The 12,863-nt window shown below is 61.0% G+C and carries 12 protein-coding genes; 5 read left to right on the top strand and 7 right to left on the bottom strand.

What is annotated here, in order from left to right:
- Positions 1 to 51: 51 nt before the first annotated feature.
- The gene (locus tag C4J84_RS07645) at positions 52 to 318 is read left to right on the top strand and encodes a DUF4404 family protein (RefSeq protein ID WP_124370045.1); all 267 of its coding nucleotides are present in this window, start codon (positions 52 to 54) and stop codon (positions 316 to 318) included.
- A gap of 138 nt (positions 319 to 456) precedes the next feature.
- Here the strand turns inward: C4J84_RS07645 and queF are convergent, their stop codons facing one another.
- Complete coding sequence (gene queF, locus C4J84_RS07640; protein WP_124370044.1) at positions 457 to 1,287, bottom strand: NADPH-dependent 7-cyano-7-deazaguanine reductase QueF; 831 nt, start codon at positions 1,285 to 1,287, stop codon at positions 457 to 459.
- A 66-nt stretch (positions 1,288 to 1,353) separates the two neighbouring features.
- Entirely contained in the window at positions 1,354 to 1,866 is a 513-nt protein-coding gene (locus C4J84_RS07635; RefSeq protein WP_124370043.1) for a plastocyanin/azurin family copper-binding protein, read from the bottom strand.
- 155 nt (positions 1,867 to 2,021) lie between these two features.
- On the opposite strand from C4J84_RS07635, the gene C4J84_RS07630 reads away from it, so the two are divergent.
- Both C4J84_RS07630 and C4J84_RS07625 read left to right on the top strand, forming a co-directional pair.
- Entirely contained in the window at positions 2,022 to 2,702 is a 681-nt protein-coding gene (locus tag C4J84_RS07630; protein ID WP_124370042.1) for a heavy metal response regulator transcription factor, read from the top strand.
- Entirely contained in the window at positions 2,699 to 4,045 is a 1,347-nt protein-coding gene (locus C4J84_RS07625) for a heavy metal sensor histidine kinase (RefSeq protein ID WP_124435124.1), read from the top strand. The genes C4J84_RS07630 and C4J84_RS07625 overlap by 4 nt, the downstream gene beginning before the upstream one ends.
- 99 nt (positions 4,046 to 4,144) lie before the next feature.
- Here the strand turns inward: C4J84_RS07625 and C4J84_RS07620 are convergent, their stop codons facing one another.
- From C4J84_RS07620 to C4J84_RS07610, 3 genes are read right to left on the bottom strand one after another with little or no spacing between them, the layout of a single operon-like run.
- Positions 4,145 to 5,389: a lipoprotein-releasing ABC transporter permease subunit gene (locus tag C4J84_RS07620; RefSeq protein WP_124366282.1), complete on the bottom strand. Its 1,245-nt coding sequence runs from the start codon at positions 5,387 to 5,389 to the stop codon at positions 4,145 to 4,147.
- 60 nt (positions 5,390 to 5,449) lie between these two features.
- On the bottom strand, positions 5,450 to 6,133 hold the full coding sequence (gene lolD / locus C4J84_RS07615; protein WP_164484517.1) for a lipoprotein-releasing ABC transporter ATP-binding protein LolD: 684 nt from the start codon (positions 6,131 to 6,133) through the stop codon (positions 5,450 to 5,452).
- Positions 6,134 to 6,140: 7 nt separating this feature from the next.
- The gene (locus C4J84_RS07610; protein WP_124366280.1) at positions 6,141 to 7,391 is read right to left on the bottom strand and encodes a lipoprotein-releasing ABC transporter permease subunit; all 1,251 of its coding nucleotides are present in this window, start codon (positions 7,389 to 7,391) and stop codon (positions 6,141 to 6,143) included.
- A 94-nt stretch (positions 7,392 to 7,485) separates the two neighbouring features.
- Here C4J84_RS07610 and C4J84_RS07605 point away from each other — a divergent pair, with 94 nt between their 5' ends.
- Both C4J84_RS07605 and C4J84_RS07600 read left to right on the top strand, forming a co-directional pair.
- Positions 7,486 to 8,064: a PilZ domain-containing protein gene (locus C4J84_RS07605; RefSeq protein ID WP_124435123.1), complete on the top strand. Its 579-nt coding sequence runs from the start codon at positions 7,486 to 7,488 to the stop codon at positions 8,062 to 8,064.
- A gap of 44 nt (positions 8,065 to 8,108) precedes the next feature.
- The gene (locus C4J84_RS07600; protein WP_124361806.1) at positions 8,109 to 8,831 is read left to right on the top strand and encodes a glycerophosphodiester phosphodiesterase family protein; all 723 of its coding nucleotides are present in this window, start codon (positions 8,109 to 8,111) and stop codon (positions 8,829 to 8,831) included.
- 42 nt (positions 8,832 to 8,873) lie between these two features.
- Here the strand turns inward: C4J84_RS07600 and sthA are convergent, their stop codons facing one another.
- Positions 8,874 to 10,268 carry a Si-specific NAD(P)(+) transhydrogenase gene (sthA, locus tag C4J84_RS07595; RefSeq protein ID WP_003189670.1) on the bottom strand — a complete coding sequence of 465 codons (1,395 nt, stop codon included), beginning with the start codon at positions 10,266 to 10,268 and terminating at the stop codon, positions 8,874 to 8,876.
- 938 nt (positions 10,269 to 11,206) lie between these two features.
- The gene (locus tag C4J84_RS07585) at positions 11,207 to 12,670 is read right to left on the bottom strand and encodes a glyceraldehyde-3-phosphate dehydrogenase (protein ID WP_124361805.1); all 1,464 of its coding nucleotides are present in this window, start codon (positions 12,668 to 12,670) and stop codon (positions 11,207 to 11,209) included.
- Positions 12,671 to 12,863 lie beyond the last annotated feature (193 nt).

The raw sequence follows: 12,863 nt of genomic DNA, 5'->3' as shown, positions 1-12,863 counted from the left end.
CCCGGCGTGCCGCGGTCTATGCCAGTGACTATCGATAAAAGGAAGAACGTCATGCCTGATCGCAAAAAGCTGGAAGAGCAGATCGAGATCCTGCGTGGGCAGTTGGAACAGGAGCCACCGCTGTCGCCTGAAAAACGTGAAGCGTTGGAGGAGTTGATTGCCAAGTTCGAAGTGCAACTTGAATTGGAACCGGCCACCCAAACGCCGAGCATTTCCGACGATGTGAATCAAGCGGCCATAGAGTTCGACGCTGAGCACCCGGTCATTTCCGGGACCTTGCGCAATATCATGATCACCCTGGGCAATATCGGGATCTAATCTGAACCCAAGTCCGGCGCAAAAGCAAAATGTGGGAGGGGGCTTGCTCCCGATAGCAGAGTGTCAGTCACAGCATCTGTGCCTGAACCTCTGCTATCGGGAGCAAGCCCCCTCCCACATTGGGTATGGTGCGCAGGCTTACTGGCGCGCCAGGCGTACGTTCTGGAACGCCACCTCTTCGGTGCTGCGATACGGGTTGATATCCAACCCGCCCCGCCGCACATACCGCGCATACACGGTCAACTTCGCCGGTTTGAGCAAGCGCTGCAGGTCCAGGAAGATGCGTTCCACGCACTGCTCATGGAAGTCCGAGTGCTGGCGAAAGCTCACCAGGTATTCCAGCAGGCTGGCGTGATCCAGCGCCGCGCCACGGTACTCCACCACCACGCTGCCCCAATCGGGCTGGCTGGTGACTGGGCAGTTGGATTTGAGCAGGTGGCTGTGCACGCTCTCCTCCACCACCCGCGAATCGTCACAGCGCAACAATTCCGGACGCGGGTGCTCGTAGCTGCTGACGTTGATATCCAGATCATCGATGCACACACCCGGCAACGCCATCACACCCTCAGCCTCGATCTCGGCCAGGCTGCGAATGCGCACGCTCACCGGTTTGCCGGCGGCGGCACTGAGGTCGGCGCGCAAGGTGGCTTCCAGACTCGGCGTATCGGCAAACGCGGTCTGGTTCAACGAGTTGAGGTACAGCTTGAAGGACTTGGACTCGATGATGTTCGGCGAGTCGGCCGGGATGCTGAACTCACCGATGGCCACCACCGGTTTACCGGACGGCAGCAACCAGGACAGTTCGAAGCAGTTCCAGAAATCCACGCCCTTGTAAGGCAGGGTCTCGGCGCTCAGGCCCAGCTCGGCCCACTTGGCGGCGCGAGGGATCGGGAACAGCAACGAAGGGGTATAAGTGGAGATGTATTCACTGGACTTGCCCAGCGGCGAATGTTCGGCTGCGGGATGCATGGCGGAAACCTGGCTAAATAAACCGCACAAGTCTACCAGCCTTTGCCCGCGCCCTTAAGGAACGCCTTACTCAACGGTCAGTTTGCCGACCATGCCCGCCTGGTAATGCCCGGGAAGATTGCAGGCGAACTCAAGGTCAGTGGCTTTGGAGAACTTCCAGGTCAGCTCGGCGGTTTTGCCGGGCTCGACCAGCACACTGTTCGGATCATCGTGCTTCATCGCGCCATGGTCCATTTTACTGTGGTCCATTTCTCCCATACCGGTGGCCGTAAGCATGCCGCTGGCCTGCATCTGTAACATTTCCTTCTGGTGTTCGGCATGCATGGCCGCGTCGCCGAGGTTGAACTCATGCAGCAACCGGCCTTTATTGACCAGCACAAAGCGCACCGTCTCACCGGCCTTGACGTCAAGGGACTTGGGCGAAAAAGAAATGTCCTGCAGGGTCACTTCAACCGTGCGTGTGGCCTTGTCCGCAGTGGCCGGCTGGCCGAAAGCATAGGTGTGGGCCCCATCGGCGACGGCATCGAAACTCAGGGCCAACAGGCAGCCCGCCAGGAACACAGGTGTACGCAACGCCATCTTTGACTCTCCAAATGGGTGACTCGCTTGGCCAGCACTTTAAGAGGGCCTCGCTGCCAGCCAACTGACTGCTAGATTACAACTTTGTCAGGTTACCCCTTTACCTGGGAGCCCGCGGTATAAAGTCCGGCGCCCACCGCTGCCAAGAGTCGCCCATGAAACTGCTGATTGTCGAAGACCAACCGAAAACCGGCCACTATCTGCGCCAGGGCCTGGCCGAAGCCGGGTTCACCACCGAACTGGTGGCCGACGGTATCAGCGGGCAACACCTGGCGCTGACTGGCGACTATGACTTATTGATCCTCGATGTGATGCTGCCCGGTCGCGACGGCTGGCAAATCCTGCAAGCGGTGCGCAGTGCCGGCCTGGACATTCCGGTGTTGTTCCTAACCGCGCGCGACGCGGTGGCGGACCGCGTGCACGGCCTGGAGCTGGGCGCCGACGATTACCTGGTCAAGCCCTTCGCCTTTTCCGAACTGCTCGCCCGCGTACGCAGCCTGTTACGGCGCGGCAGCAGTGCACCGCAGGAAACCAGCCTGCAACTGGCCGACCTGCGCCTGGACCTGATCCGTCGCCGCGTCGAGCGCAGCGGCCAGCGTATCGACCTCACCGCCAAGGAGTTCGCCCTGCTGGAGCTGCTGCTGCGCCGCCAGGGCGAAGTGCTGCCCAAATCCCTGATCGCCTCGCAGGTGTGGGATATGAATTTCGACAGCGACACTAACATCATCGAAGTGGCGATCCGCCGCCTGCGCCTGAAAGTCGACGACGCCTTTCCCAACAAGCTGATCCACACCGTGCGCGGCATGGGCTATGTACTCGAGGAGCGCTTCACTTGATCAAGCGTTTGTCCCTCGCCAGCCGCCTGGCGCTGCTGTTTGCCGCCTGCACCGCCGTGGTCTCGCTGCTGGCCGGCGTGCTGTTCAACCATGCCAGCGAGGCGCACTTCATCGAGCTGGACCAGCAGCAATTGGACAGCAAACTCGTGGCGCTGCGCAGCACGTTGCAGGGGGTCGACTCGCCGCACGCGTTCGCCCAGCGCGAACCCCAACTGCGCGCCGACCTCAGCCATCAACCCGACCTCGCCTTGCGCATCACGGCGGCCGGCCAGCGCTGGCTTGACGATGCGCCGGGCGTGGCGTTGCCCGAGGCCCCCGGCCTGCATAGCCTGCAGAACGCTGGCACCGCCTACCGGGTGTATAACGCGCCGCTGAACCCTGGCCAACCCGGCTCGGCGCAATTGACCCTGATACTCGACATCACCCACCACCAGCATTTCCTGCAACGCATGCAGCGCTTGATCTGGCTGACCGTCGGCCTGTCGGCCCTGGCCACCGCACTGCTCGGCGCCTGGGCGGCGCGCAGCGGGTTGCGGCCATTGCGGCGCATGGCTGAAGTCGCCGCCGGCGTGTCCGCGCATTCCCTGACGCAACGCTTGCCGCAACAGCAAATGCCAGCAGAACTGGCGGAGCTGGCCCAAACCTTCAATGCCATGCTGGGCCGGCTGGACGATGCGTTCCAGCGCCTCTCGGCCTTCTCCGCCGATATCGCCCACGAGTTGCGCACACCGCTGTCGAACCTGCTGACCCAGACCCAGGTCATCCTGACCCAGCCGCGCCCCTTGGAGGACTACCGCGAAGCGCTGCACAGCAACCTGGAGGAACTGCAGTGGATGGCGCAGTTGGTGAACGACATGCTGCACCTGGCCAAGGCCGATCACGGTTTGCTGGTGCCCAAGCGCGAACCTTTGGCGCTGGCCGATGAAGTGGAGGCGTTGTTGGAGTTTTTTGCGTTGCTGGCTGAAGACGCCCACGTCAGCCTGGTGCGAGAAGGCACAGCCCATACGATGGGTGATCGCGGTATGTTGCGTCGGGCGCTGTCGAACCTGCTCGATAACGCGCTGCGATTTACGCCAGCGGGCGGCGAAGTGCGGGTACGCATGGTGGACGGCGTGACACTCACGATTGAGAACACCGGGGAAGGCATTCCAGCGCAGTTGTTACCGCGGTTGTTCGATCGGTTCTACCGGGCCGACCCGGCGCGCCATGAAGGCAGCAGCGAACACGCGGGGCTGGGGTTGGCGATTACCCAGTCGATAGTGCGGGCGCATGGGGGGCGGATTTTTTGTGAGTCCGGGGTGGGGTGGACGCGGTTTGTGATCGAGTTGTCCCAGGGGGATTGATGCAGGCTGGGCCAGCCCTATCGGGAGCAAGCCCCCTCCCACATTTGAAATGCATTCCAAGTGTGGGAGGGGGCTTGCCCCCGATAGCGGTCTCAAATACTACGAATACCTGAGGGCATGCGCCGGCTCGATCTTCGCAGCCCGATACGCCGGGTAAATGGTCGCCAGAAAGCTCAACACAAACCCCGCCGAGCAAATCAGCAACACATCCCCACCTTGCAGTTCGGACGGCAGGTTGCTGACGAAGTACACATCCGAGCTGAAGATATGTTGCCCGCTCACCCGCTCCAGCCAGCCCACCAGTTCGCTTACGTTCAGCGCCGCAATCACCCCCAGCACGCCGCCGATCAGGGTACCGACAACGCCGATCACCGTGCCCTGCACCATGAAGATCGCCATGATCTGGCGTGGCGTGGCGCCGATGGTGCGCAGGATCGCGATGTCCGCGCCCTTGTCGTTCACCACCATGATCAAGGTGGCAATGATGTTGAACGCGGCCACCGCGACGATCATCAGCAACAGCAGGCCGATCATGGTCTTTTCCATTTTCATCGCGCTGAACAGGCTGCCCTGGGTGTGGGTCCAGTCGTCCGCCTTATACGCCGCGCCGAGGCTGGCGGCGATATCGGCCGAGACCTTGGGTGCCGCGTACAGGTCTGTCACTGCCAGACGTACGCTCTGCACCTGGTTGGGTTGCCAATGCTGGATTTCGGCCGCATCGGCCTTGTTGATCAAGGCCATGGAGCCGTCCAGCTCGGCGCCCACCTTGAAGATACCCACCACGTTCAAACGCTGCATGCGCGGGGTGATGCCTCCCGGCGCGGTGCTGATTTCCGGAACGATCAACGTCAGTTTGTCGCCCACGTTCAGGCGAAAGCGGCGCGCGGTGATGTCGCCGATCACCACGCCAAACTCACCGGCTTTCAAGTCTTCCAGTTTGCCGCGCACGATATGCTGGGCCACGATCGACACCTTGCCTTCCTGGGCCGGGTCGACGCCGTTGATCTCAATCGGCTGCATCGCGCCCTTGTAGGAGAACATACCGTCCATCTGGGTGAACGGTACCGCTGCTGTGACCTGCGGGTTCTTCATTGCAGCGGCGGCCACCGGCTGCCAGTCATCGATCGGGTTCACCCCCACGATGGTGGCGTGGGGCACCATGCCGAGGATGCGCGAGCTCATTTCGCGCTGGAAGCCGTTCATCACCGAAAGCACCACGATCATCGCCAACACGCCCAGGGCGAGGCCGATCATCGAGGTCATCGAGATAAACGAGACAAAACGGTTGCGGCGCTTGGCGCGGGTATAGCGCGTGCCGATGAAAATCGATAACGGTCTGAACATTCGCGGGCACCGTTGAAAAAATGAAAAAGCCCGGTTTCAAAAAAACGGGCTTGCAACAGGTCAGATAGCGACCAGATGACCTTCCTGCAAGTGCAGTACTCGGTCCATCTGACGGGCCATGCTCATGTCATGGGTCACCACCAGGAACGCGGTGCGCATCTGGGTGCTCAGTTCCAGCATCAAGTCCTTGATGCCCTGGGCCGTGTGGGAGTCGAGGTTACCGGTGGGCTCATCGAGCATCACCAGCCCTGGGTTGTTCACCAGGGCACGGGCGATCGCCACGCGCTGGCGCTCGCCGCCGGACAACTCGGCCGGTTTGTGCTCCAGGCGATGGCCCAGGCCGACGCGCTCCAGCAAGGCCGTGGCACGCTGGCGCGCCTCCGGGATCGCGGTCTTGCCGATCAACAGCGGCATGCACACGTTTTCCAGGGCGGTGAATTCCGGCAACAGGTGGTGGAATTGATACACGAAACCCAGCGAACGGTTGCGCAGTTGGCCGCGGGCCTTTTCATTCAAGGCGGACAGCTCTTCACCGGCCAGCCACACGCTGCCCTGGGACGGCGTATCAAGGCCGCCCAACAGGTTGAGCAAGGTACTTTTGCCGGAACCGGAACTGCCGACGATCGCCACGCGCTCGCCTGGATGGAGTTCAAGCTGCAGGTTGGCCAGCACCACCACGGATTCCGGGCCTTCCTCGTAGGATTTGCCCAGGTTGCGGCAGCTCAGGATTGCTTTTTCACTCATGCCCGATTCACTCATAACGTAATGCCTGTGCTGGCTGGGTGCGTGCCGCGCGCCAGGCTGGATACAGGGTGGCAAGGAAACTCAGGACCAACGCGGCGCCGCCCACCATCAACACGTCCTGGGCCTGAACCTGGGACGGCAAGTAGTCGATGAAGTAGACATCGGCGTTGAGAAACTTGTGGCCGAGCACTTTTTCAAGCAAGGCGATGGCGGCGCTGACATTCAGTGCGGCCAGAATCCCCAAGGCGGTGCCGATCAGGGTGCCGACCACGCCGATCACCGTGCCTTGCACCATGAAGATCGCCATGATCTGCCCCGGCGTGGCGCCGAGGGTGCGCAGGATGGCGATGTCGCCCTTCTTGTCATTCACCACCATCACCAGCGTGGAAATGATGTTGAAGGCGGCCACAGCGACGATCAGCAGCAACAACAGGCCAATCATGGCTTTTTCCATGCGGATGGCCTGGTACAGGTTGCCGTGGGTACGGGTCCAGTCGCGGGCGTAATACTGCGATTCGCCCAGATGCTGGGCGATTTCCCAGGCGCCGCGCGGTGCCTCGAACAGGTCGTTGAACTTCAGGCGCAGGCCCTGCACCTGGTCCGGCTGCCAGCGATGCAGGCGCGCCAGGTCCGTGAGGTTGGTCAAGCCGAGGTAGCCGTCGATCTCGCCGGCGCCGACGTGGAAGGTGCCGACCACGGTAAAACGCTTCATGCGCGGGAACATGCCGGCCGGGGTCACGGTGACCTCCGGCGCAACGAAGGTCAGCTTGTCGCCGACGCCCACACCAAGCTTGGCAGCGGCCTTGTCGCCGATGACGATGCCGAAGCTGCCGGGCGCCAGATCGTCGAGTTTGCCCTGCAACATGAACTTGTCGATGATCGAGACGTTGCGCTCCTGGGCCGGGTCGACCGCATTGAGCAGGATTTTCTGCACCTTGCCGTCATTGGTCAGCAGGCCCTGCATCTGGGTAAACGGCGCAACGGCCAGCACCTTGGGGTTCTGCTTGACCTTGGCGGCCAGGCTTTGCCAGTCACTGATGGGCGCGTCGCCCTCGATGGTCGCGTGGGGCACCATGCCCAGCACGCGGGTGCGCATCTCATGATCGAAGCCGTTCATCACCGACAGCACCACAATCATCACGACCACGCCCAGGGCGAGACCGATCATCGAGGTCAGGGAAATGAACGACACAAAATGATTGCGACGCTTTGCACGGGTATAACGCGTGCCAATAAATACGAAGAGAGGTCTGAACATGTCGGGGCTTGTTCGGAGGAAAAGAAGACGTCCCGGTGGCGGGGTCTGGTCAGCAGCTTTACACTCAGACCATTACCGTTACCTGGGGTTCGCCATGTCGACATTAGATGAAGAAGAGCGCCGCGAATACTACCGTATCGACGACATGATCGCACTCCAAATCAAACCCCTGTCGGCACCCGACGCGGCGAGCAAGGAAGTGTTGCTGGATGATTCGCCGCTGTTCAATCTGCTCAGTGAACTGCACCTCAGCGAATTCGAGGCCCAGCACCTGCTGCGCCAGATCAACGAAAAAGACCGCAGCCTGGCGGCGTTCCTCAAAGTGCAGAACAAACGCCTGGACCTGCTCAGCCAGGTCATGGCTCGCGGGCTGCTCAGCGAGGTGGGCGCGCCGCAGCCGGTGATCCTTTCCGAAGGCGGCATCGACTTCCAGCACCCTGTGGCGCTGGCCCCGGACACTCACCTGGCGGTCAAGCTGGTGCTGATGCCCCAGGCCCTCGGCCTGCTGCTGCGTGCGCGGGTCACCCATTGCGATCCCAAGGGCGAGCACTTTGACGTGGGCACGGAGTTCGAATCCATGACCGATGCCCAACGCCAACTGCTGGCGCGCTACATCCTGCAGAAACAGGCCCAGGAACGTCGCCTGGCGCGAGAACAAAGCGACGAACTCTGAATGCGTATTCACGACGCCAGCGAGCCTGGCGCAAAGGAGCAATTGTGACCCTGATTTACGGCCATCGCGGTGCCAAAGGCGAAGCACCGGAAAACACCCTGACCAGCTTTCAGGAATGCCTCAAACACGGCGTGCGCCGCTGCGAACTGGATCTGCACCTGTCCATGGACGGCGAGCTGATGGTCATCCACGACCCGACCCTCAAGCGCACCACTGACCGGCGCGGCAAAGTCGTCGAGTATTCGGCGGCGGACCTAGTGAAGATGGACGCACGCAAAGGCGGCCCAGGCTGGGTCAACCCATGCCCGATCCCGCGCCTGGAAGAGCTGTTCGAACAGTGCGACTTCGATCACTGGCAACTGGAAGTCAAAAGCGCTTCGCGCACTCGCGCTGCGACCACCGTGCTGGCGATCCGCGAGATGGCTGTGCGTTTTGGCCTGATGGACAAGGTCACGGTGACCTCAAGTTCACGGGAAGTGTTGAAAGCGGCGGTTGACCTCACCCCAGACCTGTCACGCGGGCTGGTGGCCGAATACGCCTGGCTTGACCCATTGAAGGTCGCGCAAAACTACGGTTGTGAGTTCCTGGCATTGAACTGGACGTTGTGCACCCCCGAGCGGCTGGAAAAAGCCCAGCGCCAGGGCCTGCACGTATCCGTTTGGACGGTCAACGAACCTGCGCTGATGCGCAGGCTCGCCGACTTCGGCGTAGATAGCCTGATTACAGACTTTCCCGGTTTGGCCACTGCCACCCTCGGGAATTACTGAAATCGGTCTCCCCGGCCGGCTCAGGCCACCGGCCGGAGCCGCTCAAAAAAGCCGGTTGAGGCCGTCGTAGGCCGCTACCCGATAGGCTTCAGCCATGGTCGGGTAGTTGAACGTGGTGTTCACAAAATACTTCAGGGTATTTTGCTCGCCGGGTTGGTTCATGATTGCCTGGCCGATGTGCACGATCTCCGACGCCTGATAGCCGAAGCAATGCACGCCGAGCACTTCCAGCGTCTCGCGGTGGAACAGAATCTTCAGCATGCCTTGCGGCTCACCGGCGATCTGCGCACGCGCCATGCTCTTGAAGAACGCCTTGCCCACTTCGTAAGGCACCTTGGCCTTGGTCAGTTCGTGTTCGTTCTTGCCGATCGAGCTGATCTCCGGAATGGTGTAGATCCCGGTCGGCACATCGTTCACGTAGCGCCAGCTGCCATTGTCGACAATGCTGCCGGCGGCTGAACGGCCCTGGTCATGGGCGGCGCTGGCCAGGCTGGGCCAGCCGATCACGTCACCGGCACCGTAGATGTTCGGCACGCAGGTGCGGTAGTTCTCGTCCACCTCGATCTGGCCACGGCTGTTGACCTTGACCCCGATGTTTTCCATGCCCAGCTTGTCGGTGTTGCCGGTACGCCCGTTGCACCAGAGCAAGGCGTCGGCCTTGATCTTCTTGCCGGACTTGAGGTGCAGGATTACGCCGTTGTCCAGGCCTTCGACACGCTCGTACTCTTCGTTGTGACGCACGGTGATGTTGTTGTTGCTGAAGTGGTAGCTCAACGCCTGGGAAATTTCCGAGTCGAGGAAGCTCAGCAACTGGTCGCGGTTGTCTACCAGTTCCACCAACACACCCAGGCCGCTGAAGATCGAGGCGTATTCGCAGCCGATCACCCCGGCGCCGTAAATGATCAGTTTGCGCGGGGTGTGGCCCAGGCTGAGGATGGTGTCGCTATCGTAGATACGCGGGTGGTGAAAATCGATGTCCGCCGGGCGATACGGGCGCGAACCGGTGGCGATGATGATGTGCTTGGCCACCAGTTTCTCGACCACGCCGTTGGCGCAGACCACTTCGACGGTTTGCTCGTCGGCGAAGCTGCCGGTGCCGAAGAACAGGTCGACGCGGTTACGGGCGTAGTAGCCGGTACGCGAAGCAACTTGTTTGGAGATGACCTTTTCAGCGCTCTTCAACACGTCGGGGAACGAAAACCAGCGCGGCTCGCCAATGGCCCGGAACATCGGGTTGGTGTTGAATTGCATGATCTGGCGCACGGAGTGACGCAACGCCTTGGACGGGATGGTACCCAGGTGGGTGCAGTTACCGCCGACCTGGCGACGGCTATCGACCATCGCCACCTTGCGCCCTGCCTTCGCAGCGTTCATCGCCGCGCCTTCTCCAGCCGGGCCGGAACCCAGTACCACCACGTCGTAGTTGTAGACAGCCATGCGTACTCCTCAGAACAGGCCAGGCGTACGGTTGGACGCCTGACTAAATCATGCCGCGGCCAGCGGGCATGAAGGACAATTTGGCTCAAGTGTGTGAACCGGGGCACAGTCTATATAAGGCTCAACGCCGCGCACATTAACCCTTGGTCGCGTCATAGGCCAGTCTTGCCATACTAACAGGCCGCTAATCAGTCGATTTTGGGATGAGCATTATGCGGCAACTATTTTTTTAGTGCTGAGGGTGTCAGATGTAGGGGTTGTGGCTGGACTACCGCTATCGGGGCATAGGTATCTACACAACTTTGGCACGGCCTTGAACCTGTGATTGCTCGGGAGCCGAAACCTCTCTAACTGATGCCCCGCGACCTAAATGTGGGAGGGGGCTTGCTCCCGATGGCGGCCTGACAGCCGACCATGATGTTGGATCAGAGCGAGTACATATCCGTTGCTGCGGTAACGGCGGCTTAGGGTTCCGCCCTGACGGCGGGTCACTTTGGAAAAGAGCCCCAAAGTAACCAAAGGGCTCCTGCCCCACCACTCGGCACCTCGCCTAGGCTCGGTGTGCCCGTAATCCGACAGTGATTTGGGGGGCCGCCGCCACGCGCCATCCATGGCGCGGGGCGGCTAAACCGGCATCCCCGCCGGTTTACCCCCCAAATCACTATCGGATTCCGGCCAGCGTGGTTTAACGGGGCGCCTAGATCAAAAGCAAGATCACAAGCAAGAGCGGCTCGCTTCGCATCGTGGTTACTTAGGCGGCTACAAAGTTGTGTAGATACCTATGGCTATCGAGGGCAAGCCCCCTCCCACAGTTGATTTGTGAATACATTCAAATGTGGGAGGGGGCTTGCTCCCGATGAGGCCCTCACTCACACCACAAAACCACAGGCATAAAAAAGCCCCAAACCAGCCGGGGCTTTTTCATTTATCGCTGAGGCTTAACGCGGAAACGCCGGCGGGTTAACCCCTGCCATGTCTTCCATCACGCGAACCACCTGGCAGCTGTAGCCGAACTCGTTGTCGTACCACACGTACAGCACAACGCGGTTGTCCTGGCTGATGGTCGCTTCGGCGTCCACCACACCGGCGTGGCGCGAGCCGACGAAGTCGGTGGACACCACTTCCTGGGAATTGACGAAGTCGATTTGCTTATGCAGATCGGAGTGCAGCGCCATGTAGCGCAGGTACTCGTTCATCTCTTCACGGGTGGCGGCTTTCTCAAGGTTCAGGTTGAGAATGGCCATCGACACGTTCGGCGTCGGCACACGGATCGCGTTACCGGTCAGCTTGCCGGCCAGTTCAGGCAGGGCCTTGGCGGCAGCGGTGGCGGCACCGGTCTCGGTGATCACCATGTTCAGCGCGGCGCTGCGGCCACGGCGGTCGCCCTTGTGGAAGTTGTCGATCAGGTTCTGGTCGTTGGTGTACGAGTGAACGGTTTCAACGTGGCCGTTGACGATACCGAACTTGTCGTTCACTGCCTTGAGCACCGGCACGATGGCGTTGGTGGTGCAGGAAGCGGCGGACACGATCTTGTCGTCGGCGGTGATTTCAGTGTGGTTGATGCCGTGCACGATGTTCTTCAGCTTGCCTTTGCCAGGCGCGGTCAGCACCACACGGTCAACACCCGGGCAGGCCAGGTGCTGGCCCAGGCCCTCGGCATCACGCCATACGCCGGTGTTGTCCACCAGCAGGGCGTCCTTGATGCCGTACTGGGTGTAATCCACCTCGGACGGGTTCTTCGCGTAGATCACCTGGATCAGGTTACCGTTGGCGGTGATGGTGTTGTTTTCTTCGTCGATGACGATGGTGCCGTTGAACGGACCGTGTACCGAATCGCGACGCAACAGGCTGGCGCGCTTGGTCAGGTCGTTCTCGGCACCTTTGCGCACCACGATGGCGCGCAGGCGCAGGCCGTCGCCGCCGCCGGTTTTTTCGATCAGGATGCGCGCCAGCAGACGGCCGATACGACCGAAGCCATAGAGCACAACGTCGGTGCCTTTGCGGGCAGCGGCGTTTTGCTGGCCGACCACGTCGGCCATTTCTTCACGCACGAACTGCTCGGCACTGCGGCCGGCGCCTTCTTTACGGAATTTGTACGCCAACTTGCCCAGGTCCACCGACGCCGCGCCGAGCTTGAGCTCGCTCATGGCCTTGAGCAGTGGGAATGTTTCGTGGACGGAGAGTTCGCTGTCGTCGGCGGAACGGTGACGCGCAAAGCGGTGAGCCTTGAGAATCGCGATGACGGACTGATTGATCAGGCTGCGGCCATAGATCGAGCTCACCACATTGTTATTGCGGTACAGCTGGCCGATAAGCGGGATCATCGCTTCTGCGAGTGCTTCACGGTCGATCCATTCACCAAGACACTGGTCGGGCTTCTGAGTCACGGGAACCTTCCACATGTAGGGGCAGAAAAAAGGGGCTACATTATGTCGCCCGACCGCCCGTTGAGCAATGCGCGACAGGCAACAAAAACCCCTTGCAAAAAAATACCACCCCGCTACAGCCCAGGAAATACGCGGGTTCCAGAAGGCCACTAGTTTGCCGAGCAGCCCGACTTGTCCGTAACCCTCCTAAACATTCGCGTATTTTGGC

The sequence above is a fragment of the Pseudomonas sp. R11-23-07 genome, assembly GCF_003852295.1.
Taxonomy (GTDB): Bacteria; Pseudomonadota; Gammaproteobacteria; order Pseudomonadales; family Pseudomonadaceae; genus Aquipseudomonas.
This window is presented reverse-complemented; position numbering and strand designations above follow the sequence as displayed.

What these genes read in the sequence shown, in the direction of transcription:
- C4J84_RS07645 (WP_124370045.1), top strand. Translation starts at nt 52, where the DNA reads ATGCCTGATCGCAAAAAGCTGGAAGAGCAGATCGAGATCCTGCGTGGG.
- C4J84_RS07620 (WP_124366282.1), bottom strand. Translation starts at nt 5,389, where the DNA reads ATGTTCAGACCGTTATCGATTTTCATCGGCACGCGCTATACCCGCGCC.
- sthA (WP_003189670.1), bottom strand. Translation starts at nt 10,268, where the DNA reads ATGGCTGTCTACAACTACGACGTGGTGGTACTGGGTTCCGGCCCGGCT.
- C4J84_RS07585 (WP_124361805.1), bottom strand. Translation starts at nt 12,670, where the DNA reads ATGTGGAAGGTTCCCGTGACTCAGAAGCCCGACCAGTGTCTTGGTGAA.
- C4J84_RS07630 (WP_124370042.1), top strand. Translation starts at nt 2,022, where the DNA reads ATGAAACTGCTGATTGTCGAAGACCAACCGAAAACCGGCCACTATCTG.
- lolD (WP_164484517.1), bottom strand. Translation starts at nt 6,133, where the DNA reads ATGAGTGAAAAAGCAATCCTGAGCTGCCGCAACCTGGGCAAATCCTAC.
- C4J84_RS07610 (WP_124366280.1), bottom strand. Translation starts at nt 7,391, where the DNA reads ATGTTCAGACCTCTCTTCGTATTTATTGGCACGCGTTATACCCGTGCA.
- C4J84_RS07635 (WP_124370043.1), bottom strand. Translation starts at nt 1,866, where the DNA reads ATGGCGTTGCGTACACCTGTGTTCCTGGCGGGCTGCCTGTTGGCCCTG.
- C4J84_RS07605 (WP_124435123.1), top strand. Translation starts at nt 7,486, where the DNA reads ATGTCGACATTAGATGAAGAAGAGCGCCGCGAATACTACCGTATCGAC.
- queF (WP_124370044.1), bottom strand. Translation starts at nt 1,287, where the DNA reads ATGCATCCCGCAGCCGAACATTCGCCGCTGGGCAAGTCCAGTGAATAC.